Below are 22,502 nucleotides of genomic sequence, written 5' to 3' on the forward strand. Positions count from 1 at the left end.
TCTCGAATTATCAGTTCCAAAAACCCGCGCCGGTCTGGTATTTTCGTTGTCGTGCGCGCGCGTCGCGTCAGCCCGCGGCGGCCGCGCGAGTCAGTCCGCCGAAACGCCCGTCGCATCGAAGCCACCGGCGAGATCCGACGTGTCCGGCGCTTCGAGCGTCAGCGAGACGCCGTCGTCCGTGAACTCGATCGTCGCGTCGCTGGCTCCGCGCGTGTACTCCGCCGCGTGGTCTCCGCCAGGGTCGAACCGGACGCCTTCGACCAACAGGGGAGTATCGCTCAGCCGCTCGACCTTTCGGTATGCGGTCGATAGCGCGATGTCACACGTCTCTGCGAGTTCGCCCGTCGTCATGGCCGTGTCGGCAGCGCGGAGGATCGCGCGGCAATCGGGATCCGAGAGGAGGTCGAACGCCTCGTCCAGCGTCTCGTCTCCTTCCGTCGCGGTGATCGATCCGGCCGTGTGCGGAGCGCTTCGCTTCATGGATGTAGGTAACGAGTCAAGACACCCCAACACCGCCCCTGTATATGAGGGGTATTTTATAAACTCGAACTGCGTCACGGTCGCTCGCACGTCCGTCGCGTGCGGGTCGCCGCGGGCGAACCCCCGCGGCGTCAACGTTTTGCCCGACGGCGGACACGGACGGACGTAGATGGGATCCGGTATCAGAGCGGAAGTGTCGCTTCCGATGACGTCGCCGTCGCCGTTCGCGGAGATTGTCGACGGCTCGACGCCGGTCTACAGCGTCGCACGAAGCGGTCCCAACGGAGACGCGGATACCGTCGTGTTCGAGTTCATCGCCGACGCCGACCTCTCGGTCTCCGACGACGCCGAGGTGGTGTTCGACTACGGGGCCAGAGCCGCGTATCGCTTCGAAACGGCGTGTCGAAGCGACTCGCCGTTTTCGGTCCTCGACCGCCACGGAGTCCCGCTCTCGGGGACGACGATCCGAGACGGGCGGCTGATAGTCACGTTCCACGCCGCCGACCTCCCGACGCTTCGCTCCGTGCTCGACGACTTTCGGGAGTCGTGTGCCGACATGCAAGTGTTACAGTTGCTCCAGTCATCCTCGGCGTCCGAGGAGTCGGATCTGGTCACCGTCGATCGAAGCGAGTTGACCGAGCGGCAGCGCGAGGTGCTCACCGCCGCGTACGAGGCCGGGTACTTCGACCACCCCAAGGGAGCCAACGCTGGCGAGGTCGCAGAGTCGCTCGGGATCGATCGCTCGACGTTCTCCGAGCACGTCGCGGCCGCCCAGCGGAAGTTGCTCTCGACGGTCCTCACCTGACGGCGACCGGCGCGTCTCGCGCGACCCGGACGGGCGGTCGGCGCGATCACGGGTCGCCGTCCGCGCGTGAGACAGCGGTTGTGCGTCCACCTGATTGAATCGTTTGCTAGTTAGCCAGATCGAATTGTTTGCGAACCCACCTGATCGAATTCCGAAACGACAGGAATCCGATCCATCCTTGATGAGCGTTCCGTACCGACGTGTATCCATGACGGACTCACGGACACACACCTTCGTCTGCCCGGAGTGTCGCCGATCGATCGAGGTGGACGACGCGATGCGGGCGACGCTGCTCGACGTTGGCTGTGTCGTCTGCGGTGCGGCCGTCACAGAAGCCGATCTCGAGAGTCCCTCGACCGCGGTGACGCCGACGGCCGACCACCTCTCGTGAGACCGGCAGTTCGCCGTGCGGGTTCGTCGTCGGAGGTTCGGGGCGGAACGGAGTCACGACGCGGCGCAGTCGAATCTCCGTCGCGCGTCTCGTATCCTTTATCCCGGCGTGCACAGAGACTGTGCGTATGACGACGAACAGCGAGACCGAGATGTCCGCTGCGGAGGTCGACGCGTTCCTGTCCCGACACGAGACCGGAGTGCTCTCGCTCGCGCGGGACGAGACCCCCTACGCGATCCCCATCTCGTACGGCTTCGACACGGACTCTCGAGACGCGTTCCTCCGCTTGGTGTCGACCCCCGACAGCGAGAAACGCGAGTTTCTCGGATCCGACCCGCGGGCCCGGGTCGTGGTGTACGAGGAGAGCGGAGACGAGTACAGTAGCGTCGTCGGCGTCGGACGCCTCCACCGCGTCGACCTCGACGAGTTGACTCCGGAGACGATCGCGCAGTACGGCGAGACGCGCCGACCGCTCTTCGAGATATGGGCGGACGGGAAGTCCGACCTCGATATCGATCTCTACCGATTCACCCCTGACCGGCTCACGGGACGAACCGTCGTCGTCGACCGCGACGACGCGTAGGACCGACGCGATCGAACCGTCGCCTCGTGCCGATTGGCGTCCGCGTCGCGAGAGGCGTCACGATCCGCGTTGCCGTTCCGTGACTCCGACAGCGAGGACCGTCGATGCCGGCGGGGCGATCGCCACGGGTCGGTCCCGCAGATTGGGCGGTTCCGCCGACGGGTCTTTCCCGCGTCCGGGTGATGTCGGCGTATGCCGACCGTCAGCGACACGTACATCGAGAACCGCCAGCGCGTCCAGCCGACGCACACGAACAACTACGAATCGGCACACGGGGGGAACGTCGTCAAGTGGATGGACGAGGTCGGCGCGATGTCGGCGATGCGTCACGCCGGCGAGACGTGTGTCACGGCCAAGATCAACGAACTCGACTTCAAGCGCCCGATCCCGCAGGGCGACACCTGTGTCATCGAGTCGTACGCGTACGCGGCCGGGCGGACGAGCGTCCGCGTTCGGCTGCGCGCGTTCCGCGAATCGCCCCGAACCGGCGAGAGAGAGGTGACGACCGAGTCGTACTTCGTGTTCGTCGCGGTCGACGAGCGCGGTGAGCCGACCCCCGTTCCCGACCTCGAAACGGCCGGAAAGCGGTGTCGAGCCCTACGCGACGCGGCGCTCGACGCCGAACCGGACGAAACGTCGTGAAGGCGATCCGACACGAAGGGACAGTCATCGCCCGAGGAGGTACGCGATTAATCCTGCGGGAAGTCGGGGATTTATAATTAATGAATGTGATGCAACTCGCGTCGCATGTTGATGTCAACGCATGACACGAGTCGTGGACGGCAGAGGGTAGTAACACCTTACCGGGGGGGAGACGCATGACAACTGGAATCGATATCGCCATCGCAGCGGTTCCGCTGCTGCTCGCGGGCGTACTGCTGGTCGGGTTCCTCTGGCCGGCGACCCGCGCGATGCCGCTGGCGTGGGTGGCCGCGCTCGCGGTCGGGTACTTCGCGTGGAACATGCCCGTGAACTGGCTGGCCGGGGCGTCCGCCGTCGGGGTGATGACGGCGATCGAGATCCTCTGGATCGTCTTCGGCGCGCTCGTCCTCTTGTACACGTTGATGGAGGCGGGGGCGTTCGACCGGATCAACCGCGGATTCGCGACGGTCAGCGACGATCGGCGCGTCCAGATCGTGTTGATCGCCTTCTTCATGGCGACGTTCATCGAGGGCGCCGCCGGCTTCGGAACGCCGGCCGCCGTCGTCGCGCCGCTGCTTCTCGGTCTCGGCTTCCCGGCGCTCGCCGCCGTGGTCGCCGGCGTCATCGGACACATCATCGCGGTCACGTACGGGGCGGTGGGGACCCCGATCGTGGTCGGAATCCAGAGCCCGATGGAGAGCGTGGAGTTCACCCGTACCGCCATCGAGGAGGGCGGCATGTCCGTCCAGGAGTTCTCGGTCGAGGTGGCGGCGTGGGCGGCGACGTATCACGCCCTGGTCGGGTTCGTGATGCCGCTTTTCGCCGTCGGAATGGTCGTCTACTTCTTCGGTGATCCGGACGACCGCTCGCTGGCACCGGCCTGGGAGGTCGCGCCGCTGTGCCTGCTTTCCGGAATCGCCTTCGCCGTGCCGTACTGGATCTCGGCGTGGTTCCTCACGGCCGAGTTCCCGTCGCTCATCGGATCGATGGTCGGCGGTACGATCATCCTGAGCATTCTGCGCGCGGGGTACCTCCTTCCCGACGATGACTGGGAGTTCCCCGAGCGCGAGAAGTGGGCCGACCACTGGGTCGGCTCGATCGAGCCGGGGCAATCGAACGGTTCGAACGGCGTTGACGCCGACTCGCCCGAGGCGGAGGCGGCCGACCTCAGCGGCGGCGAGGACATGACGCTGTTCAAGGCGTGGTCGCCGTACGTCCTGCTCGTGCTGCTTCTGGTCGTGACCCGTGCGGTCACCCCGATCTCGAACTTCATCAACCGAGACATCTTCATCGTCAGCTGGGACGGGATCCTCGGTACCACGCTCAGCGGCGCGGTCGCGTGGATGAACGTGCCGGGCTTCTGGCTGCTCGTTAGCGCCGTGCTCGCGATCCCGATCTTCGGCATGTCGAGCCAAGAGGTCGGCGACGCGTGGAAGGAGGCCGGTCGGAAGATCGTCTCGCCGTTCATCGCGCTGGTCTTCGTCATCGCGATGGTGCAGGTGATGCTCCAGTCCGGCGCGCATCCGGGCGCGCCCGAGGTCGGGAGTATGATCGTCTTACTCGCGCAGACGACCGCCGACACACTCGGCGTCGCGTACCCGGCGTTCGCCTCGCTGATCGGCGCGCTCGGTGCGGCGATGGCCGGGTCGAACACCGTCTCGAACATCACCTTCGGCGCGTTCCAGTTCGAGGCGGCGACGCAACTCGGGCTCCCGCGGACGATCATCGTCGGCGCACAGGCCGTCGGCGGTGCCATCGGGAACCTCGTCGCGATCCACAACCTCGTCGCCGCGCTGGCGACGGTTGGGCTCCTCGGACAGGAGGGCCGGGTGATGCGGCTGAACCTCATCCCGCTACTCTACTACGCGACGGGAGTCGGAATCCTGTGTATGGTGTTCAGCTACGTGCTGTTCCCGAACGTCTTCTGAACGGCGTTCGGACTCGGTCGCGGTTTTTTTGACGCGTCGCCGCTGCGGTAGCCGAGCGTCGAGCGTGTTCGTGATCTCGACTGCATCGCTACACCGGCGGCTCCTCGTCGCGAGCGTCGCAAAAAAACGGAGATCGGCCGGTCGAGCGCGCGGCGGCCCGACTACAGGATGCCGGCGGCTTCCGCGGTCTCGACGATGTCCTGTGCCATCTTGTTCGTCGCCTCGTCGACCATCTGGCCGTCGACGCTCACGGCACCCTTGCCTTCTTCCATCGCCTCGGCGTAGGCGTCGACGATGCGCTTCGCGCGCTCGGCGACCTCCGGGTCCGGCGCGAACACTTCGTTTCCGATCTCGATCTGCGACGGGTGGATCGCCCACTTGCCGTCACAGCCGATCATGTTGGCGTTGTTGGCGGACTCACGGAAGCCCTCGGGGTCCTCGATGTCGGCGTACGGGCCGTCGAGACACGGCAGGCCGGCGGACTTCGCTGCGGAGTTACACTCGGAGAGGGCGTGGTGCCAATAGTGTCCGGGATACTCCGGGAACTGGCCGATGTCGAGGCCGGGGGTCCCCATCGCGGCGGAGTAGTCGCCGGGACCGAAGATGATCGAGGAGAGTCGGTCGGAGGCGTGCGCGATGTCGTGGACGTTGTGGATCCCTTCGCCGTCTTCGATCTGGGGTTCGAGGCCGATACCGCCGACCTCCAGGTCGTTGTTCACCTCGATCTGTTCGAGGAGGTTCTCGACCGTGTGAATGTCGCTGGCGGACTTGACCTTGGGCACGATGATGTCGTCGATAAACTCGCCGGCCTCGCCGACGACGGTGATCAGGTCGTCGTACCACCACTGGGTGTCGATTCCGTTCATCCGGAAGCTGAGGACCTTGTCGCTCCAGTCCTCTTCGCGAGCGGCCTTGATGAGCGGCGCGCGCGCGTCGGGCTTCGCGTTCGGCGCGACGGAGTCTTCCAGATCGAGGAAGACCTCGTCAGCGTCGCTGTCGGCCGCCGAGTGCATCATTTTCTCGTCGCTCGCGGGCGTTGCCAGTTGCGTCCGACGAAGAGTAACGTCCGTCATGTGTGACGGATCTACGACGTTCATCCATGAAAATAAATCTACCTCACTTGGTTTTCTCCGAGGCGAAAGCGAGTACATCCACACAGAGCGTTCGGATCGCGGTTCGCGGGGTCGATTCCGTCGCCGTACGGCTCAGTCTGATTCGACCGCGGGCTCGTACTCCGAGACCGGTTCGCCGTCGATCCGGGTGAACACGGTCGCGAGCGCCGGCCCGGAGACGTTGTGCCAGACGCTGAACAGCGCCGGGATCAGCGCGGCGACGGGATCGAAGAACGCGACCGCGAGCGCGACGGCGAGTCCGCTGTTCTGGAGGCCGACCTCGAAGGCACAGGCGCGAGCGCGGTCTTCCGGCATCCGGGTGAGCTTGCCGATCCCGTATCCCGCACCGAGCCCGATCCCGTTGTGCAGGACGACCGCGAGCGCGACGATACCGCTCGCGGTGAGGATGTCCTCGACGTTGAGTCCGACGACGGCTGCCACGATAGCGACGATCGCCACGACGCTGATCGCGGGGAACACCGAGAGTCCGATCTTCGCCGCCGTCGGCGCGTAGCGGTCGAGCGCGAGCCGCAACGCGAGTCCGGCCACGACCGGAACGAGCACGACCCAGATGATCGTTTGGGAGAGCTGTGCGAACGTAACGGAGATCTGCTCGCCCGCGAGTGCGACGATCCACGCCGGCATCACGAGCGGGGCCGCGATGGTCGTCACCGTCGTGATCGTCACCGACAGCGCGACGTCGCCTCGACCGAGGTACGTCATCACGTTCGAGGCGGTCCCGCCGGGCGCGGCTCCGACGAGGATCAGCCCGATCCCGATCTCCCACGGGATCCCGAGGGCGACGACGAGCGCGTACGCGAGCGTCGGCATCACCAGCCACTGCGCGACCGCCCCGATCAACACGTCACGTGGACGCTCCACGATCCGCTTGAAGTCTGCGGGCGTGAGCGTCAGTCCCATCCCGAGCATGATGACCCCGAGAAGCGGCGTGATGTAGTTGCCGATCGGCGTGAACGCGCCGGGGGCGTACAACGCGGCACCCGAGGCGATCACCACCCAGAGGACGAAGTACTTGCTCGTGAACGTTCCCACGCGTTCGAGCGTGTCGAGTGTGCTCATCGCGTCGCCGTTCGCCCGACCGCGTCAAGTATCGACCACAACTGGCAACAATACCCGGAGACTGCGGGGCGACGCGCGGGAAAAGCTGGCGGTGGCGGGGATTCGGTCCGCCGACGGCCGGACGTTTCCCTTCGCTGAAACTATATGTCAGGTACAAAACAAACGCTTAACTCGGGGGAGGGCCACCCGCGACCGACGATGACGACGAGCAGGGACGGCGACGGCGCGGCGGATCGACCAGCGACGCGAGGGGCCGAGACGTGAGCGAGGGGCCGACGCTCCGTATTGGCGACGAGGCGGCCGACGAGCCCACCGGCGCGGTGCCCGCTCCGGTTCCCCCGGACGACCCGGAGGCGTGGTACGCGCCCGAGGTCCGCGCGCAGTACGAGGCCGCCCCGGGCGTCGTGGCGACGGTTCGAGAGCGCGACGGCGGGCGGTTCGGCTACTCCGTGCGTGAGCCGCCGCTCTCTCCGGGTGACAAGCGGGCGCTCGACCGCGTGTACGACCACTTCTCCGCCGTCCGTCACCGCCGACCGCTCACGCGGATCGGAGTGGTAGAGCGTGCGTCCGCCGGGTTCGAACCGAAATACGAGCGCGCGCTCGACCGGCTGCTCGACGCGAGCGCCGCCGCGCGGCGACGGGTCGGCTACCACGCCCTCCGCGACCTCCGACTGCTCGGCGAGTTGACGCCCGTTGCCCTCGACGATCGGATCGAGATAGCCGACGTGGGCGACGAGCGCGAACTGGTCGTCCACACGGAGACGTTCGCGCCGCTGGAGACGGGAATCGACGCGGACGCCCCGTACGTCGAGCGGGTCGCGGCCGAGCGGCTCGCGCAGTACGCCGTCGACTTCGCGGGGCTCTCCGTCGACGTGGTGATATACCGCGAGCGACTGCTCGGCTCCGACGCGTTCGAGACGAAGTACGCCGCGCTCGAACCCGACCTGCTCCCGGGCGACGCGGCGCTCATAGAGGAGTGTAAAGAGCGGATCTGGGAGACGTCGGTGAACGGCGTCGTCGACGATCGGGAGTCGTTCGTCGCCGCTCACGCCCGGCGGTTCCTCACGCGACGGCTCACCGCGCGCGACACCCGCGCGTGGATCGACGCGGCGACCCACCGAGTGCGCTCGACGCTCGCGGCCCGCGGCCTCGCGGTGCCGCCGGTCGACTCGCGGTACGCACGCGACCGGCTCGACGATCTCGCGTACTACGTGCTCCGCGACTTCGTCGGCGAGGGTATCTTGACCGTCCCGATCCGCGATCCGAACCTCGAGGACGTGGAGGCGAATCGCGTCGGCGAGCGCGTGAAAGCGATCCCGCGCTCGTCGGTCCTGCGGGGGGCGGGTGTCGACGGCGCCGGGCGGCGCGTTCCGACCAACCTCGCGTTCGCCGACGAGACCGCCTTCGTCAACGTCGTCACCGGGCTGGCGGCCCGCGACGGAACCGAACTCAACGCCTCGACGCCGTCCGCGAAGGTGAACCTCGACATCGACGGCGTCGAGGAGACGGTCCGGTGTGCGGTGGCGCTCCCGGTCATCTCCGAGGGCGGTCCGCACGTCTCGATCCGCAAGCAGTCGCCTGATGCGCTGACGCCGGTCGACCTGATCGAACGCGGGGCGCTGTCGGTCGACCTCGTCACGCTGCTGTGGCTGCTGTACGAACACCGCGGCGTCGTTCTCTTCGCCGGACCGACCGGCGTGGGAAAGACGACGCTTCTCAACGCCCACACACCGTTCATCCCGTTCGACGACCGCCCCGTCTCGATCGACGAGGGGTCCCGGGAGGTCCGGCTGCCCCACGAGACCGGCGTGTCGCTCACGACGCGCGACCACGAGGACGCCTACAAGGCGGTGAGCATGTCGGATCTGATGACCGAGGCGAACTACCTCAACCCCGATATAGAGGTGATCGCCGAGATCAACACGCCGGCGAGCTTCGAGACGTTCGCCGAGACGTTGAACACCGGCCACGGCGTGATCGGGACGACGCACGCCGAAGACGTGGAGTCGCTCGTCAATCGCGTGATCGAGCGGGGGCTCCGACCCTCGCTGCTGCGCGAGATCGACGTTATCGTCTTTCCGCGACAGGTCGGCGGCGATCGATACGTCTCTCGGGTGGTCGAACTGCTCTCGGCCGACGAGTACGAGTCGCTCGATCCGGACGCGACACACAGTCCGACCGGGAATCCGAAACACGGCGGGGCCGGCGTCGTCGACAAGGGTGAAACGGCGGTGTACTACAACACGATCGCGTGGCGCACCGCCGACGGGGAGTTCCGGTTCCCCGGCGCGCCGCAAGCGGACCAGTCCGCCGCCGGCGTCGGCCCGGGGGCACCGACGGGTCGGGAGGAGCGGCCAGTCCACGCGTTCGCCCGTCTGGCCGCCAGGACCGACCGCGATGTCGACGCCGTGGCGTCCGAGTTCGCCGCCAAGCGGCGCTACGTCGAGTACCTCGTTCGAGAGGGCGTCGACGACGCCGACGACCTGTTCGAGTTCCTCGCCGACCTCCGCACCGACGAGGCGGCGACGGTCGAGCGGGCCGCGCGCACGATCCGCGATCGGCAGACACAGACCGAACACGGCACGCGGACCGGATGTGACACGCAGACCGGGGGCGGTACACGGAACGGGCGCGAACGGGGAGAACCGTGAGCACGGGCCCGCGATCCGGGCTGGACGACGCCTCCGGGCAGGTAGACGGCGCGAGCGGGAGCACGCTGGCCGCCGCCGCGGACGACGGGTTCCTGCGGAGCGGGCGCGCGTCGGTCGCCGACCGCGTGTTGTATGCGCTGTTCGCGCGCCACGCGGGCGACCGACGCCACGACGCGGACCGCAAACGCTATCGCGGAACCGCACTCGGTGCGGGGTTCGAGACGTATCTGTCTCGGGTGTACGGGCTGTCGTGGCTCGTCTGCGTCGTCGTCGCCGTGCCGACGTGTCTCGTCGCGTCTGGCGTGACACCGGCGCTGCTCGCGGCGGTCGACGCGCGTGTCGGAAGCGGGGCGACGCTGTCTGCGGCCGCGCGCTCTCCCGGGTGGACCGCCGTGGGGATCGCCGCGGTCGTCGGCCTCCTCGCGAAGCGCGCGACGGTGCGGCTCGGCGGGGTTCGCCTCCGGTGGCTGACGGCGACCCGCCGAACCGACATCGAGCGGACGCTCCCCGGAGCGGTCCGCTACCTTGAACTGCTCGCGTCCGGGAGCGACGGGCCGCGCGCGATGATCGCGAAGGCCGCCGCGAGCGACGCGTACGGCGGGACCGCGACCTCCCTGCGGAAGGCGCTCAACGCGGCTCGGCTCGCCGGAAGCCTCGACGAGGGACTCCGACGCGTCGCCCGAGACACGCCCTCGCGAGAGCTGCTCGCGCCGTTCTTACTCAAGTTCCGCAAGCACGCTGCGACCGGAGACGCGGCGCTCGCGGCGTACCTCCGGACGGAGAGTCGGATGCTGGCTCACAGACAGGATCGCGCCCGCAAGCGGGCCCGCCGATTCTTGGAACTGCTCACGGAGCTGTTCGTCGCGGTGCTCGTGCTCCCGGCGCTGCTCGTGATCGCGGCGACGGCGCTCAGCGTGGTGATCCCCGAGTTCCTCCCGCCGGTGGACACGCCGGTGGGGGTGGTTCCGACGCGGGCGGTCGTGCTCTACGGCGCCGTCGTCTTCCTCGTCGCGCTCGGACTCGCTGGCGCGGTCGCCGTCGGGACGCTCCGTCCGCCGAACCAGCGCGCGAGCTACGACCGTCCCGGCTCGCCGCGGGCGGTCCTCGCGTCCGTCGGTCGGAACCCGGCGAGCGCCGCGGTCGTCGCCGCGCCGATCGCGCTCTGTCTCGCGGCGTGGCTCGCGATCACGGGGTACACCCTCGTCAACGTGACGCTGCTCGCGTACGCGACGTTCGCGGTGCCCGTCGGGGTCGTCGCGGGACGTCGCACCCGGATCGACGACGCGAAGGATCGCGAACTCGCCGACTTCGTCCACGCCGTCTCCGGACACGTGGCACACGGACGACCGTTTCCGGACGCGGTCGCGGCCGTCGCTGGCGACGCCGACCTCGGCGTGTTAGACGGGGATGTCGCCGCCCTCGCGTTCGCGCTCCGATCGACGACCGCGACCGGCGGGTCGGGTTCGGACGTCAAGGGGACCGTCAACGTTCGCGCGGCCGCGGTCGACCGATTCGTCGACCGCGTCGGGACGCCGCTCGCAGAAGGTACGCTCGGACTCGTCACGGGAGCGTTAAATGCCGGAAGCGACGCCGACGCCGTCTTCGAGACGCTGCGGATCGAGGTCGGTCAGCTGTACAGCGAACAGCGCGCGCTCCGGTCGTCGATGCACCCGTACGTCGCGGTCGGCTGGGCGGCCGCCGCGCTGGTCGCGGGCGTCGTCGCCGTCGTCAACACGCAGGTGATAGACGCGGCGCGGCTGGCAGAGCTTGCCGCCGCCACCGACCTCGTGACCGAGCCGGAGACGGTTCATCCGGACCTCGAACGCTTTCGGCTGTACGTCGTCACGCAGGCGACGATGCTCGCGTCCGGCTGGTTCGCCGGCACCGCCTCCCGGGGGCGATACGCTGCGCTCCTGCACTCGGGTGTCCTCGTCGCGCTCTGTCACGCGGCGTTCACGCGCGGCGGGCTGTTGTGAGGGCGGCGTCAGCTCATGAAGAGCCGGCGGTCGGCGCGCTCGTGGCGCATGCCCATCGCGTCAGCGAGCGGCGCGAACGAGCACATCGCGGTGAGGTCGGCGTCGTGGTAGCGGTCGCAGACGGCCTCGATCGCGGGGAACAGCCCCGAAAGCTGGGATTGGATCGCGGTGTGGCCGAACCGTCCGAGCCGCTGGGCCGCCGCGAGGAGACCCGTCACGGAGGCGTACGCGTTCACCAGGGCCGCGTCGCGGGCGTCGAGGCCGGCCCGCTGGCAGACGACGCCGAGCGCGACCGGGTAGTGGCCGTCGGTGCGGCCCGCCTCACAGGCCGCGGTGTACTCCACGACCACACCCTCGATCTGGACCTCTCCGAGCGCGTCGGCGGCGGAGGGTGACTCGCTCGCCCCCGAAGCGGCCGTCGCGTCGTCGGTCTCGGCGAGCAGTTCGAGGAGCTTCCCGCCGGCCTTGCGCGAACTGTCGCGGAACTCCGCCGGGAGCGTCGCCGCGCCGAGCCGCTCGTCGGCCGCGAGCACCCCGTCGAGGTCGTCGGCCGCGGCCGATCGGTGCGCGTGGCCGAGCGCGACGATCTCGGCTGGTCCGATCACCCCATGGAGGTACCCCTCGATCAGGTTTCCCAACTGGTCCGCCGTCTCGATTCCGTCCTCGTTGAGGTACTGCTCGATACCGTAGGAGGCGGTGTACGTCCCCACCGGGAGCAGCGAGTCCGACAGACGCATCGCCGTCAACAGAGCGCGGTCGTTCATCGGTCTCCCTCCCGAGTCGACGGCTGGGTATCGCCGTTGTGATCGTGGCTGTGCTCGTGATTGTGACTGTGATCGCCGTGCCCGTGGCCAGTCTCGTGTTCGTGGCCGTGACCGTCGTGCCCGTGGCCGGACTCGTGATCGTGGGAGTGATTCTGTTCGTGGGACTGCCCGTGCTTGTGATCGGCGGCGGAGCCGTGTCCGCGGTCGCCTCCCGAGTCGCTGTCCTCGATGAAGCGCTCGGCCGCGACGGTCTCGTACCGCGTCGTCGCCTCGGGCGGCAGGTACGGTCCGAGCACGTCTTCGATGATCGCTCGATCGGCCGCGACCGGAATGTAGACGGCGGTGCCCTCGACCGCGACGTCCCAGTGTTGGTTCCCGACTCGGTGACCGAACTCCACTGCGGTCGACACCGCGGCCTCGGCGGCCGGGAACTCGACGACGAACGCCTCGCGCGGCTCGAAGGCGACGACGACCGCGCGGTCGTCGTCCATCAGGAGCACGTCGCCCGCGGTCAGCTCGGGCCGGTCGACGAGCACGCCGAGTTCGGTGCCCGCCTCGGTCGTCACGCGCAGCCGCGACCGCCGCCGCTCGGTGTCGTCGAGGACGATCCGTTCGAGCGTCCCCTCCCGCTCGTGAGCCGCGACAGCCTCGGCGAGATCCGGATCGTCGTCGACGTTGCCGACGATCCCGTCGACGCGTCTCATCGGCCGCGCCCCTCCAGCGGCGCTCCGACGCCCAGACACGCCTCGCGCGTCTCGTCCCAGGCCGCCTCGACGGCGGCCGTCACGTCCGCGCTCCGATCGCCGAGGACGCGGACCGCGACGCCGGCGTCGTCTCGCAGCACCGACGCGCCCGCGACCACGGTCGGCTCGTCGGCCGCCGGCTCGTCGTCCGTGGAGCCGTCGTCTGTGGCGTCGGCCTCTCCCGAGTCGTCATCGCCGACCCCGTCCGCGATCCGGTCGTGAACCCGGTCGGCGAGCGCGCCGACGTCGGGTCCCGCGGGGGAGACGACGTAGAGCGTCCCGACGACGCTGTGCTCTCCGACGGTCGCCGGGTCGCGCGGGTCGCGCTCGTCGGGCCGGAGGTCGACGGCGTCCGCACAGACGAGGTCTCCCTCGACGCGCGCCTCGAACCGGCTGTGGTAGTGGTCGAACCCGAACGGGTCGTGATCCGAGAGCCCGTCCGGGACGAACACGTCGCCGACGACGACCGTCGCGTCCGCGGCCGCGGACACCGCGGTCGTCTGGAGACACCGAGCGTCCTCGTTGAGGATGGTCGGCCCGGGGAGGTATTCGAGGTACGCGCCCGACTCCGCGACGAGCGTCGCGTCGAGGTGGGCGTAGCTGGCGTTCATCGACTGGACCTTCGTCGCGCTCTGAGTGGTGACGCGCGCGAGAGAGCCGGAGCGGGCCTCGACCGAGAGGCGCCGGCGGTCGCCCTGGGTGACGACGGCGGTCGGGTCCTGTAGACAGATCGTCGTCAGTCCCGGCGCGGAGTCGCTGTCGAGCGTGCCCGTCAGGTGGTACGGCACCTTCACGAAGTCAGACAGCAGCCGGGTGGGGTTGTCGCCCTCGCGGGCGACCACGAGGTCCGCGACGCCGTCTTTGCCGTGGCCGAATGCCGGGGACTGTCGAAGCTTCTGCTCGCCGTACTCGCGGAACGCCGGCGGGACGGCGACCGCGTCTCCGTCGCCGTCGAACTCCGAGATGTCGGTGTCTGCGCTCACGCGAACAGGACGCTCCGTTCGATGGCGTCGGCAACGGCGTCGACGCCCTCGTCTGACTTGCAGTCGGTGAACGCCGTCGGGTCGTCCCCTCGGACCGTCGCGGCGTCCTCGCGGATCACGTCGAGGTCGGCGTCGACGTGCGGCGCGAGGTCCGTCTTGTTGACGACGAGCAGGTCGGCCTGCGTGACGCCTGGGCCGCGCTTGCGCGGGATGTCGTCGCCCTCGGCGACGGAGATGACGAACACGAAGTAGTCGGCGAGTTCCGGGTTGAACGTCGCCGCGAGGTTGTCGCCGCCGGACTCGATCAACACCACGTCGAGCTCCGGGTGCCGCTCTGTGAACTCGTCGATCTTCGCGAGGTTCATCGAAGGGTCCTCCCGGATCCCGGTGTGGGGACAGGCTCCAGTCTCGACGCCGGCCACCAGATCCGGCGGGAGGCGATCGGCGAACGACTCGCGGAGGCGGTCGGCGTCCTCCTGCGTCATGATGTCGTTGGCGATGACGCCGACGTCGTAGCCGGCGTCGTCGAGCCGCGGAACGAGATGCTGGACGAGCGCGGTCTTCCCGGAGCCGACGGGACCGCCGAGCCCGACCGTGGCCACGTCTCTGTGGCCCGTCACGCCCCGTCACCTGCCACGGAATCGCCGCCCTGGTTCAGCTGCTCTCGGCTGTCGCTCCGGATCGGGTCGTGGACGGTCACGAGCTTGGTGCCGTCGGGGAAGGTCGGCTCGACCTGCACCATGTCCACCATCTCGGGAACGCCCTCCATCACGTCCTCGCGGGAGAGGAGGCTCGTCGCCTCGGCGCGGATCTCCGCGACGTTTTCCCCCTCGCGAGCGCGCTCGCAGACCCAGTCGGAGATATACGCGACCGTCTCCGGGTGGTTGAGTTCGATCCCGCGTTCCTTCCGGCGTCTGGCCAGCTCCGCGGCCATGAATATCGTGAGCCGTTCGTTGTCCTTGGGTGAGAGTTTCATAGCGTGTACCTCTGTGCGAGCGGGACCTCCTCGGCCGGCTCGCAGGTGACGTGTTCGCCGTCGACTTCGACTTCGAACGTCTGAGCGTCGATCTCGATGTTCTCGGGCGAGTAATCGTTGTGCAGCATGTCCGACTTGCCGACGTCGCGGGTGCCCTCGACCGGCCGGACCGTCGAGTCCAGCCCCAGATCCTCGCCGACGTCGTTCTCGTAGGCCGCTTCGCTGACGAACGTCGTGCTGAGGGCGTTCTTCGCCTTGCCGACCGCGCCGGCCCGGGAGCGTTGCATCACCGGCTCGCAGGTCATAAGCGAGCCGTTGGCCTCGCCCATCTCGCTGTGGACCGGGAAGCCGCCCTTGATGACGTACTTCGGTTTGATGCCGAAGAACTCCGGCTCCCAGAGCACGATGTCGGCCATCTTCCCCGTCTCCAGCGAGCCGACGTACTCGTCGATGCCGGCGACCTTCGCGGGGTTGAGCGTGTACTTCGCGACGTAGCGTTCGATCCGGGCGTTGTCCGCGTCCGTCCCCTCGTCGGCCGGAAGCGGTCCGCGCTGGGCCTTCATCTTGTGGGCGGTCTGCCACGTTCGACAGATCACCTCGGCCATGCGACCCATCGCCTGGGAGTCTGAGGTCATCATACTGATCGCGCCCATGTCGTGGAGCACGTCCTCGGCGGCGATGGTCTCCGACCGGATGCGAGACTCGGCGAAGGCGACGTCCTCGGGAACGTCCGGATTGAGATGGTGACAGACCATCACCATGTCCAGATGCTCGTCGAACGTGTTGACGGTGTACGGCATCGACGGGTTCGTCGACGACGGCAGCATGTGCTCGTGACCGATCAGTTCGAGCACGTCGGGCGCGTGGCCGCCGCCCGCGCCCTCGATGTGGAAGGTGTGGATCGTCCGCCCGTCGACGGCGTCGAAGGTGTCTTCGACGAAGCCGGACTCGTTCAGCGTGTCGGTGTGGATACACACCTGCACGTCCTCCTCGTCGGCCACGTCGAGCGCACAGTCGATCACCGCCGGGGTCGAGCCCCAGTCCTCGTGAAGCTTGAGCCCGCAGGCACCGGCCTCGATCTGTTCGCGGATGGGTTCGGGCTGGCTGCTGTTCCCCTTCGCGTAGAAGCCGACGTTCATCGGCCACTCCTCCGCCGCCTGCAGGAAGCGTTTGACGTTCTCGGGGCCGGGCGTGCAGGTCGTCGCGCCGCCGCCGTACCCGCCGCCGAACATCGTCGTGATCCCGCTCGCGAGGGCGTGTTCGAACAGCTCCTTGCTGTTGAAGTGGACGTGGATGTCGAACGCCCCCGGCGTCGCGATGAGCCCGTCTGCCGGAACCGTGTCGGTGCTCGCGCCGATGACGAGGTTGTCGTCGACGCCGTCCATCGTGTCCGGGTTGCCGGCCTTGCCGACACCGACGACCTCCCCGTTGCGCACGCCGATGTCACCCTTCTGGACGCCGAGGATGGGGTCGATGACGACGACATTGGTGTATACCCAATCAAGGGCCCCGTCGGCCTGCGTCGTACCGGGCTGCATTCCCATCCCGTCGCGCATCGTCTTGCCGCCGCCGAACACCGCCTCGTCCCCGTAGGTGCCGTGGTCCGTCTCGATCTTCGCGAGGAGGTTGGTGTCGCCGAGCCGCAGTCGGTCGCCCTCCGTGGCCCCGAACAGGTCGGTGTACGCCTTCCGGGAAAGATCGCGACTCATTCGTCGGCCCTCATATACCCCGCCTCGCGGGCCCGCTCGAAGGCCGCCTCCCGGACCTCCTCGTCGTCGAGGTCGCCCTCGACGAGCCCGCCCATCCCGCGGAGGACTCGGTTCCCGCCGTACGCGACGAGGTCGACGTCCTCCTCACAGCCCGGCTCGAACCGGACGGCCGTGCCGGCCGGGATGTCGAGTCGCATGCCGTAGGCAGCCTCTCGGTCGAATTCGAGCGCCTTGTTGCACTCGAAAAAGTGGAAGTGAGAGCCGACCTGCGAGGGACGGTCACCCGTGTTCTCGACGGTGACCGACGCCGTCTCCCGGTCGGCGTTGATCTCGACCGGCTCGTCCGCCGGCAGCAGTTCGCCTGGCACGAGATCACTCATCGGCCCGATCACCGCGTCGAGACCGCACGCAGTCGATTGCGAGTTCGTCCATCATACTAGGGAGCTGTTCGAACATTACGTGTAAAATACTTCCTTTTAGTGTATTTCTATGCGGTTATGTCGTCGTGTAGTTGTCTGATACGCACTTCACTGGCAATATTTTCGATCGAGTCGTCCGTTCAGACGAATACCGGTGGCAAAACTCGTCGTTTGTTCACGAAAAGTCGCAGATAGCGGTGGGTGAGTGAGCGAGGTGAGTGGACGGGCAGTGGGAGACGGGTGAATGGGGTGCTCGGTGATGGACGAGGTGATGGGTGAGGTGATCGCTGTGGATGCGTTGACACGTGACCCACGGAGCGCCTCCGCTGACTCAGTCCTTATATATCGGCAGTACGGACGACTCGCCGTGACTGAGCGTCGCACAGACGTCGGCCTCGACGCCGCGCTCGCCGCGGGGGCCGCGCTGTTCAACGCGGGCTACCCGCTCGCGGCACACGATCCCTGGGAGGCGGCGTGGTTACCGCTCGACTCCGGGACGGACGAGCGGCTGTTCCACGGGTTGATCGTGGCCGCGGCGGCGACACACCACGCGACCGAGCGGAACTGGTCCGGCGCGGTCGGCTGCGCGGAGAACGCGGTCCGATATCTCGGCGGGATCGGCGACGGGAGCGAGGACGGCGACACCCCCGGCGACGGCGACGAGGGCGGAAACGCCCACGGCGACACCGACAGCCGTGATCAGGCCGATAACCACGAAAACGATGACGCCGACGCGACCCGCGGCGTCGACACGCGCGCTATCCGCGACTGGTGTCGGCGACTCGCCGCCGACCCGGAGGTGATCGAGCGCGCGACGCCGCCAGCGATCCGGATCGACGGCGCGGTCCGCACGTTCGGCGAACTCGACCTCTCGACGACGCTGCTCGCCGCCCCTGCACTCGCCGGCGCGGTCGAGCCCGGTACGGAGGAGACCGTCGAGGAGGCCGCGAGCCTCGCGCGCGCTGAGCGCGGGACCGGACGGACCACCTTCGCGGAGCTGCTCTTCGCGTTCTGCCGCGACCCGTCGTCGCGTCCGCAGGTGGCCGCGCGGCTCGCGGATCGCGTCGAGCGAGAGCGACGAAAGCGGCGCGACGTCGACGGGCTGTTTTGAGGCGGAGAGCGTGCGACGGCCGTCGCGGTCGCGGAGAGCTATCAGGCCCCGTCGGTCGGCGTGTCGGGGTCGGAGGGGAAGTTCGGCTCTGCGGCGGTGTCGTCGATCGGTCCGCTCCCGCCGTCGGCCCCGTCTTTCGGCTCGCCCTCGAACGTGTAGTCCGCGGAGTTGTCGGCGGGGTCGTAGCCGAGCGCCTCACGGGCGCGCTCGATGGAGTAGTATCGGCGGTCGTTGTTCGAGATCCCGTAAACGATCTCGTAGCCGTACTCCGCCTGCAGGCAGCGATCGAACAGGTGCGCGCAGTCGCGGTGTGAGAGCCACATCGCCTGCCCGCGCTCGTACTCCCGCGGCGGATGGTCCTTGGTGAGATTGCCGATGCGGACGCAGACGACGCTCATCTCGTGTGCGTCGTGGTACAGCCGGCCGAGCGCCTCGCCGGTCGCCTTCGAGACGCCGTAGAGGTTCCCCGGTCTGGGGAGTTCGGTGCCGTCGAGTCGGTAGTCGTCGTCGGTGCGGTACAACTCGGGCGTCCGGTCGTCGGTCTCGTACCCCCCGACCGCGTGGTTCGATGAGGCGAACACGAACCGGTCGACGCCGGCGTCGACGGCGGCGCGCATCACGACCTGCGTCCCGTCGATGTTGTTCCGGAGCACCGAGTCCCACGGAGCGGTCTTGCGCGGGTCGCCGGCGAGGTGGACCACGGCGTTGACGTCAGCCATCGCCTCCGCGATCGAGCGCTCGTCGGTGATGTCCGCGACGTGCAGATCGGCGTCGGTGACGCCGTCCGGAACCTTCGCTCGCGGGAGCGGCTCACGGTCGAGGAGCCGCCAGTCGTACTCGCCGCCGATGCCGTCGAGGATGGCTTGTCCAACCCGCCCCCCGGCACCAGTTAGCAGGACCGGCTCGTCCATTCGCTCGTCTATGGGCGAGAGACGGGCATATAATGCACGGTTCGACCGTGGGCGGTCGTTCGGGCGTAGACGAGAGCTAGAGTTTCTCGCGGGAGATGTTGACGCCGGTCGGGGTAACGACGATCTGATCGTCGCCCTTCTGGACGATGTCGCCGTCGACCTCCTGAGCGACCTGTCGAAGCTCGTCGATGATGTGTTCTATCGTCCGGTCTGACGTGGAGTGGCGGGTGATGTCAGCGATGACGAAGTCGCCGTCGTAGACGGCGTCTTTGATCGGGATGATGTCGCTCTGATCGCCGATCTCCGCGATGTGTACCTGCATTCCCGTTTCCGCGTGCGCCTCGGCGAAATCGTCGAGGTCGAGCTCGACGTAGTCGTCGACGGACCGATTCCCGCCCCCGCCGAGGATCTTGCTCATAATACCCATACACACTACACGACGAGGTCGGACATTAGTTCTTACGTCAGACGCCGTCGCTCTGGTCAGGTCGAGTCGTCGAGCCGCGCTTGCCACTCCTGCACCCGAGACAGCAACTCGACCGGTGCGGTCGCCGCGACGTCGACGTCGCGCAGGTCTGCGAGCACCGCTTCGGCGTCGGACTCCGGTTCGTCGACCGACTCGCTCGCCGCCGTCGCCGTCGACCCGCCGTTTCCGGTCCGGTCGGCGTCGCCGGGCGCTCCCGTTCCGGCCGAGCCCGTCGCGGCCGCGTCCGCCTGTCCGCTCTCGTCGCTCGCAAACGACCCCGACGAGAGGTCGAAGACGACCTGCTCCGTGTCGCCGACGGATTTTCCGCCCCCGGCGCCGCCGCCGGTCCCGCCCTTCGCCTCGATCGCCTTCTCTTCGCGGAGTCGGTCGAGCACCGCGTCGGCCCGCTCGACGACCGGGTCGGGGACGCCCGCCAGATCGGCGACGTGGACGCCGTACGAGCGGTTCGTCGGGCCGTCGTGGACGCTCCGGAGGAACGTCACGTCACCGTCGCGCTCGTCGACGGCGACGTGGACGTTCGCGACTCGCGGGAGGTGGTCGGCCAGGGCGGTCAACTCGTGGTAGTGCGTGGCGAAGAGGGTCCGCGCGCGGACCTCGTTGTGGAGGTACTCGGTTGCCGCCCACGCGATCGAAATTCCGTCGTAGGTGGCCGTGCCGCGGCCCACCTCGTCTAAGATCACGAGGGAGTCTTCGGTAGCCGAGTGGAGGATGTTCGACAGTTCCTGCATCTCGACCATGAACGTCGACCGGCCCTGCGCCAGCTCGTCGAGCGCCCCGACGCGGGTGTAGATGCCGTCCACGAGCCCGACCGCCGCCGAGCGTGCGGGGACGAACGATCCTGCCTGCGCGAGAAGCTGGATCAGCGCGGCCTGCCGCATGTACGTCGACTTCCCGCTCATGTTCGGGCCGGTGACGATGAGGAAGCCCCGCTCGGCGTCCAGTTCGAGGTCGTTCGGGACGAAGTCCGTCGTCCGCTCGACGACCGGGTGGCGGCCGGCCTCGACCGCGAGGCGGCGGTCGTCGGTCAGGTCGGGGCGCGTCCAGTCGTTGCCGGCCGCGTGGGTCGCGAGCGAGGCGAGCGCGTCGAGTTCGGCGATCGCTCGCCCCGCGTCCTGCAGCAGTTCGGTGTCGCCGGCGACGCGCTCGCGAATCTCCTCGAACAGCTCGTACTCCAGGTCGCCGCGGGCCTCCTCCAATCGGAGCACCTCGCGTTCCCGCTCCTCCAGTTCGGCGGTGACGAACCGCTTCGAGTTCTTCAGCGTCTTGATCTCGCGGTAGTGCTCGGGGACCTGATCGGCCACCGACTTGCCGACCTGGATGTAGTAGCCGTCCGTCTTGTTGCGGTCGACGGTGACGTGACTGAGCCCGTACTGACGCTTCTCCCGGTCCGCGAGCGTGTCGAGCCACTCCTTCGACTCCTCGTGGCTCGCGATCAGCTCGTCGAGTTCGTCGTCGTACCCCTCCCGTATCAGCCCGCCCTGCGTCGTCGTCTTGGGCGGGTCCTCGGCGAGCGCGGCGGCCAGTTCCGCGCGCCACTCGGCCGCGCGGCCGCGGTCGATTCCGTCGAGAACCGTCGCGACCGGCGAGTCCGCGAGGTCGCTCCCGGAGACCGCGTCGACGAGCGCCGGCAGCAGCGCGAGCGTGTCACGGACCGAGAGCAGTTCCCGCGCGCCGGCGCTCCCGCTCGTCGCCCGCGCGGCCAGCCGTTCGAGATCGGCGGCGTCGCCGAGCGTGTCGCGGAGCCGGTCGCGCGCGAGCGCGGCGGCGGCCAGCGACTCGACCGCGTCGAGCCGCCGCTCCAGCGCGTTTCGGTCGCGCCGCGGGCGGGTGAGCCACTCCCGGAGCAGCCGGCCGCCGGCCGCGGTGACGGTGTGATCGACCGCGTCGAACAGTGTTCCGTCCGCGTCGCCGCGCATGGTCTCCGTGATCTCCAGGTTGCGCTGGGTGGTCGCGTCGAGTTCGACGTGGTCGTCGTCGCCGTAGGCGGTGAGCCGCGTCATCGACGCCAGCACGCCCGCACCGGTCTCCTCGACGTACCCCAGCACCGCGCCCGCCGCCCGCAGGGCCAGCTCGGAGTCTATCCCCACGCTGTCCGCGGTCTCGCGGCCGAACTGCTCGCGGACCGCGTGGGTCGCTCGTCCGGGGGCGAACGCCTCGGCGTCGAACAGCGAGATCGATCCGGACAGGTCCTCGCGGACCGCCGCGATCAGGTCGTCGTCGGTGCGGAGCGCGGGACCGGGCAACACCTCCGCGGGGTCGAACCGGTACAGCTCCGCCCGGAGGTCGCCGGCGTCGGCGACCTCGGTGACGAGGAACCGGCCGGTGGTCACGTCGGCGAGCGCGAGCCCGTAGGGGGCGTCGGCGTCGCGTTCACGGACGATGGCCGCGAGGTACCGCGCGTCGTCGCCCGTCGTCTCCAGGATCGTACCGGGCGTGACGACGCGAGTGATCTCGCGGGCGTGGCCGTCGTCGGTCTCGTACTGGTCCGCGACGGCCACGCGGTATCCGCGCTCGACGAGCGCGCTCACGTACGGCGTCAGTTCCGAGAGGGGCACGCCCGCCATCGGGTACGACGAGCCGTGCGAGGACTTCTGTGAGACGGTCAAGTCCAGTTCCTCTGCCACCAGTTCCGCGTCGTCCGCGAAGAACTCGTAGAAGTCGCCGCACTGCATCGCGAGGACGTCCGCGTCCGTCTCCGCCTTGAGATCGAGGAACTCCCCGACGATCCCCGTAGCCATATGTCCGTATTCC

General features: G+C 68.5%; 21 protein-coding genes. 8 read left to right on the forward strand and 13 right to left on the reverse strand.

The window, feature by feature from the left end; genetic code table 11:
• Window positions 1-90 precede the first annotated feature (90 nt).
• Entirely contained in the window at window positions 91-480 is a 390-nt protein-coding gene (locus ACZ45C_RS01645) for a helix-turn-helix domain-containing protein (RefSeq protein WP_460561544.1), read from the reverse strand.
• A gap of 169 nt (window positions 481-649) precedes the next feature.
• On the opposite strand from ACZ45C_RS01645, the gene ACZ45C_RS01650 reads away from it, so the two are divergent.
• The 5 genes from ACZ45C_RS01650 to ACZ45C_RS01670 all read left to right on the forward strand — a co-directional run bounded on the left by ACZ45C_RS01650 (window position 650) and on the right by ACZ45C_RS01670 (window position 4,829).
• Window positions 650-1,285 carry a helix-turn-helix domain-containing protein gene (locus ACZ45C_RS01650; protein ID WP_460561546.1) on the forward strand — a complete coding sequence of 212 codons (636 nt, stop codon included), beginning with the start codon at window positions 650-652 and terminating at the stop codon, window positions 1,283-1,285.
• Between the two features lie 208 nt (window positions 1,286-1,493).
• On the forward strand, window positions 1,494-1,676 hold the full coding sequence (locus ACZ45C_RS01655) for a DUF7560 family zinc ribbon protein (protein WP_460561548.1): 183 nt from the start codon (window positions 1,494-1,496) through the stop codon (window positions 1,674-1,676).
• Window positions 1,677-1,803: 127 nt separating this feature from the next.
• The gene (locus ACZ45C_RS01660; protein WP_460561550.1) at window positions 1,804-2,259 is read left to right on the forward strand and encodes a pyridoxamine 5'-phosphate oxidase family protein; all 456 of its coding nucleotides are present in this window, start codon (window positions 1,804-1,806) and stop codon (window positions 2,257-2,259) included.
• Between the two features lie 192 nt (window positions 2,260-2,451).
• A complete protein-coding gene (locus tag ACZ45C_RS01665; RefSeq protein WP_460561552.1) occupies window positions 2,452-2,901 on the forward strand; it encodes an acyl-CoA thioesterase in 450 nt (149 codons plus the stop codon).
• 176 nt (window positions 2,902-3,077) lie between these two features.
• Window positions 3,078-4,829 carry an L-lactate permease gene (locus tag ACZ45C_RS01670; RefSeq protein ID WP_460561554.1) on the forward strand — a complete coding sequence of 584 codons (1,752 nt, stop codon included), beginning with the start codon at window positions 3,078-3,080 and terminating at the stop codon, window positions 4,827-4,829.
• A gap of 161 nt (window positions 4,830-4,990) precedes the next feature.
• On the opposite strand, the gene ACZ45C_RS01675 is transcribed toward ACZ45C_RS01670, so the two are convergent.
• Together ACZ45C_RS01675 and ACZ45C_RS01680 are read right to left on the reverse strand one after the other, a co-directional pair.
• Window positions 4,991-5,902 (reverse strand): HpcH/HpaI aldolase/citrate lyase family protein, encoded by a 912-nt coding sequence (locus ACZ45C_RS01675; protein WP_460561556.1) that lies wholly within the window; start codon window positions 5,900-5,902, stop codon window positions 4,991-4,993.
• A 132-nt stretch (window positions 5,903-6,034) separates the two neighbouring features.
• Window positions 6,035-7,021, reverse strand: a complete 987-nt coding sequence (locus tag ACZ45C_RS01680; RefSeq protein ID WP_460561558.1) for a bile acid:sodium symporter family protein — start codon at window positions 7,019-7,021, stop codon at window positions 6,035-6,037.
• Between the two features lie 260 nt (window positions 7,022-7,281).
• On the opposite strand from ACZ45C_RS01680, the gene ACZ45C_RS01685 reads away from it, so the two are divergent.
• Both ACZ45C_RS01685 and ACZ45C_RS01690 read left to right on the forward strand, forming a co-directional pair.
• Window positions 7,282-9,672, forward strand: coding sequence for a type II/IV secretion system ATPase subunit (locus tag ACZ45C_RS01685; RefSeq protein ID WP_460561560.1), 2,391 nt, complete (start codon window positions 7,282-7,284; stop codon window positions 9,670-9,672).
• A 20-nt stretch (window positions 9,673-9,692) separates the two neighbouring features.
• Window positions 9,693-11,648 carry a type II secretion system F family protein gene (locus tag ACZ45C_RS01690; protein WP_460561810.1) on the forward strand — a complete coding sequence of 652 codons (1,956 nt, stop codon included), beginning with the start codon at window positions 9,693-9,695 and terminating at the stop codon, window positions 11,646-11,648.
• 8 nt (window positions 11,649-11,656) lie between these two features.
• Here ACZ45C_RS01690 and ACZ45C_RS01695 read toward each other — a convergent pair whose 3' ends face one another.
• From ACZ45C_RS01695 to ACZ45C_RS01725, 7 genes are read right to left on the reverse strand one after another with little or no spacing between them, the layout of a single operon-like run.
• Window positions 11,657-12,412 carry an urease accessory protein UreF gene (locus tag ACZ45C_RS01695; protein WP_460561562.1) on the reverse strand — a complete coding sequence of 252 codons (756 nt, stop codon included), beginning with the start codon at window positions 12,410-12,412 and terminating at the stop codon, window positions 11,657-11,659.
• Window positions 12,409-13,116: an urease accessory protein UreE gene (gene ureE, locus ACZ45C_RS01700; protein WP_460561564.1), complete on the reverse strand. Its 708-nt coding sequence runs from the start codon at window positions 13,114-13,116 to the stop codon at window positions 12,409-12,411. The genes ACZ45C_RS01695 and ureE overlap by 4 nt, the downstream gene beginning before the upstream one ends.
• On the reverse strand, window positions 13,113-14,138 hold the full coding sequence (locus ACZ45C_RS01705) for an urease accessory protein UreD (RefSeq protein WP_460561566.1): 1,026 nt from the start codon (window positions 14,136-14,138) through the stop codon (window positions 13,113-13,115). Before ACZ45C_RS01705 ends, ureE begins: the two co-directional genes overlap by 4 nt.
• On the reverse strand, window positions 14,135-14,758 hold the full coding sequence (gene ureG / locus ACZ45C_RS01710) for an urease accessory protein UreG (RefSeq protein ID WP_460561568.1): 624 nt from the start codon (window positions 14,756-14,758) through the stop codon (window positions 14,135-14,137). The genes ACZ45C_RS01705 and ureG overlap by 4 nt, the downstream gene beginning before the upstream one ends.
• Window positions 14,755-15,114 carry an urease subunit gamma gene (locus ACZ45C_RS01715; protein WP_460561570.1) on the reverse strand — a complete coding sequence of 120 codons (360 nt, stop codon included), beginning with the start codon at window positions 15,112-15,114 and terminating at the stop codon, window positions 14,755-14,757. Before ACZ45C_RS01715 ends, ureG begins: the two co-directional genes overlap by 4 nt.
• Window positions 15,111-16,823, reverse strand: a complete 1,713-nt coding sequence (gene ureC / locus ACZ45C_RS01720) for an urease subunit alpha (RefSeq protein ID WP_460561572.1) — start codon at window positions 16,821-16,823, stop codon at window positions 15,111-15,113. The genes ACZ45C_RS01715 and ureC overlap by 4 nt, the downstream gene beginning before the upstream one ends.
• A complete protein-coding gene (locus ACZ45C_RS01725) occupies window positions 16,820-17,203 on the reverse strand; it encodes an urease subunit beta (RefSeq protein ID WP_460561574.1) in 384 nt (127 codons plus the stop codon). Before ACZ45C_RS01725 ends, ureC begins: the two co-directional genes overlap by 4 nt.
• Window positions 17,204-17,609: 406 nt before the next feature.
• Between ACZ45C_RS01725 and ACZ45C_RS01730 the strand changes: the two genes are divergently transcribed.
• Entirely contained in the window at window positions 17,610-18,353 is a 744-nt protein-coding gene (locus ACZ45C_RS01730) for a DUF309 domain-containing protein (RefSeq protein ID WP_460561576.1), read from the forward strand.
• Window positions 18,354-18,394: 41 nt separating this feature from the next.
• Here the strand turns inward: ACZ45C_RS01730 and azf are convergent, their stop codons facing one another.
• The 3 genes from azf to mutS form a co-directional block, all read right to left on the reverse strand.
• The gene (azf, locus tag ACZ45C_RS01735) at window positions 18,395-19,264 is read right to left on the reverse strand and encodes an NAD-dependent glucose-6-phosphate dehydrogenase Azf (RefSeq protein ID WP_460561578.1); all 870 of its coding nucleotides are present in this window, start codon (window positions 19,262-19,264) and stop codon (window positions 18,395-18,397) included.
• Window positions 19,265-19,340: 76 nt separating this feature from the next.
• Entirely contained in the window at window positions 19,341-19,691 is a 351-nt protein-coding gene (locus tag ACZ45C_RS01740; protein WP_049984498.1) for a cell division protein SepF, read from the reverse strand.
• A gap of 56 nt (window positions 19,692-19,747) precedes the next feature.
• Window positions 19,748-22,489 carry a DNA mismatch repair protein MutS gene (gene mutS, locus ACZ45C_RS01745; protein ID WP_460561580.1) on the reverse strand — a complete coding sequence of 914 codons (2,742 nt, stop codon included), beginning with the start codon at window positions 22,487-22,489 and terminating at the stop codon, window positions 19,748-19,750.
• Window positions 22,490-22,502: the final 13 nt, after the last annotated feature.

The organism is Halorubrum pallidum, from assembly GCF_055380345.1.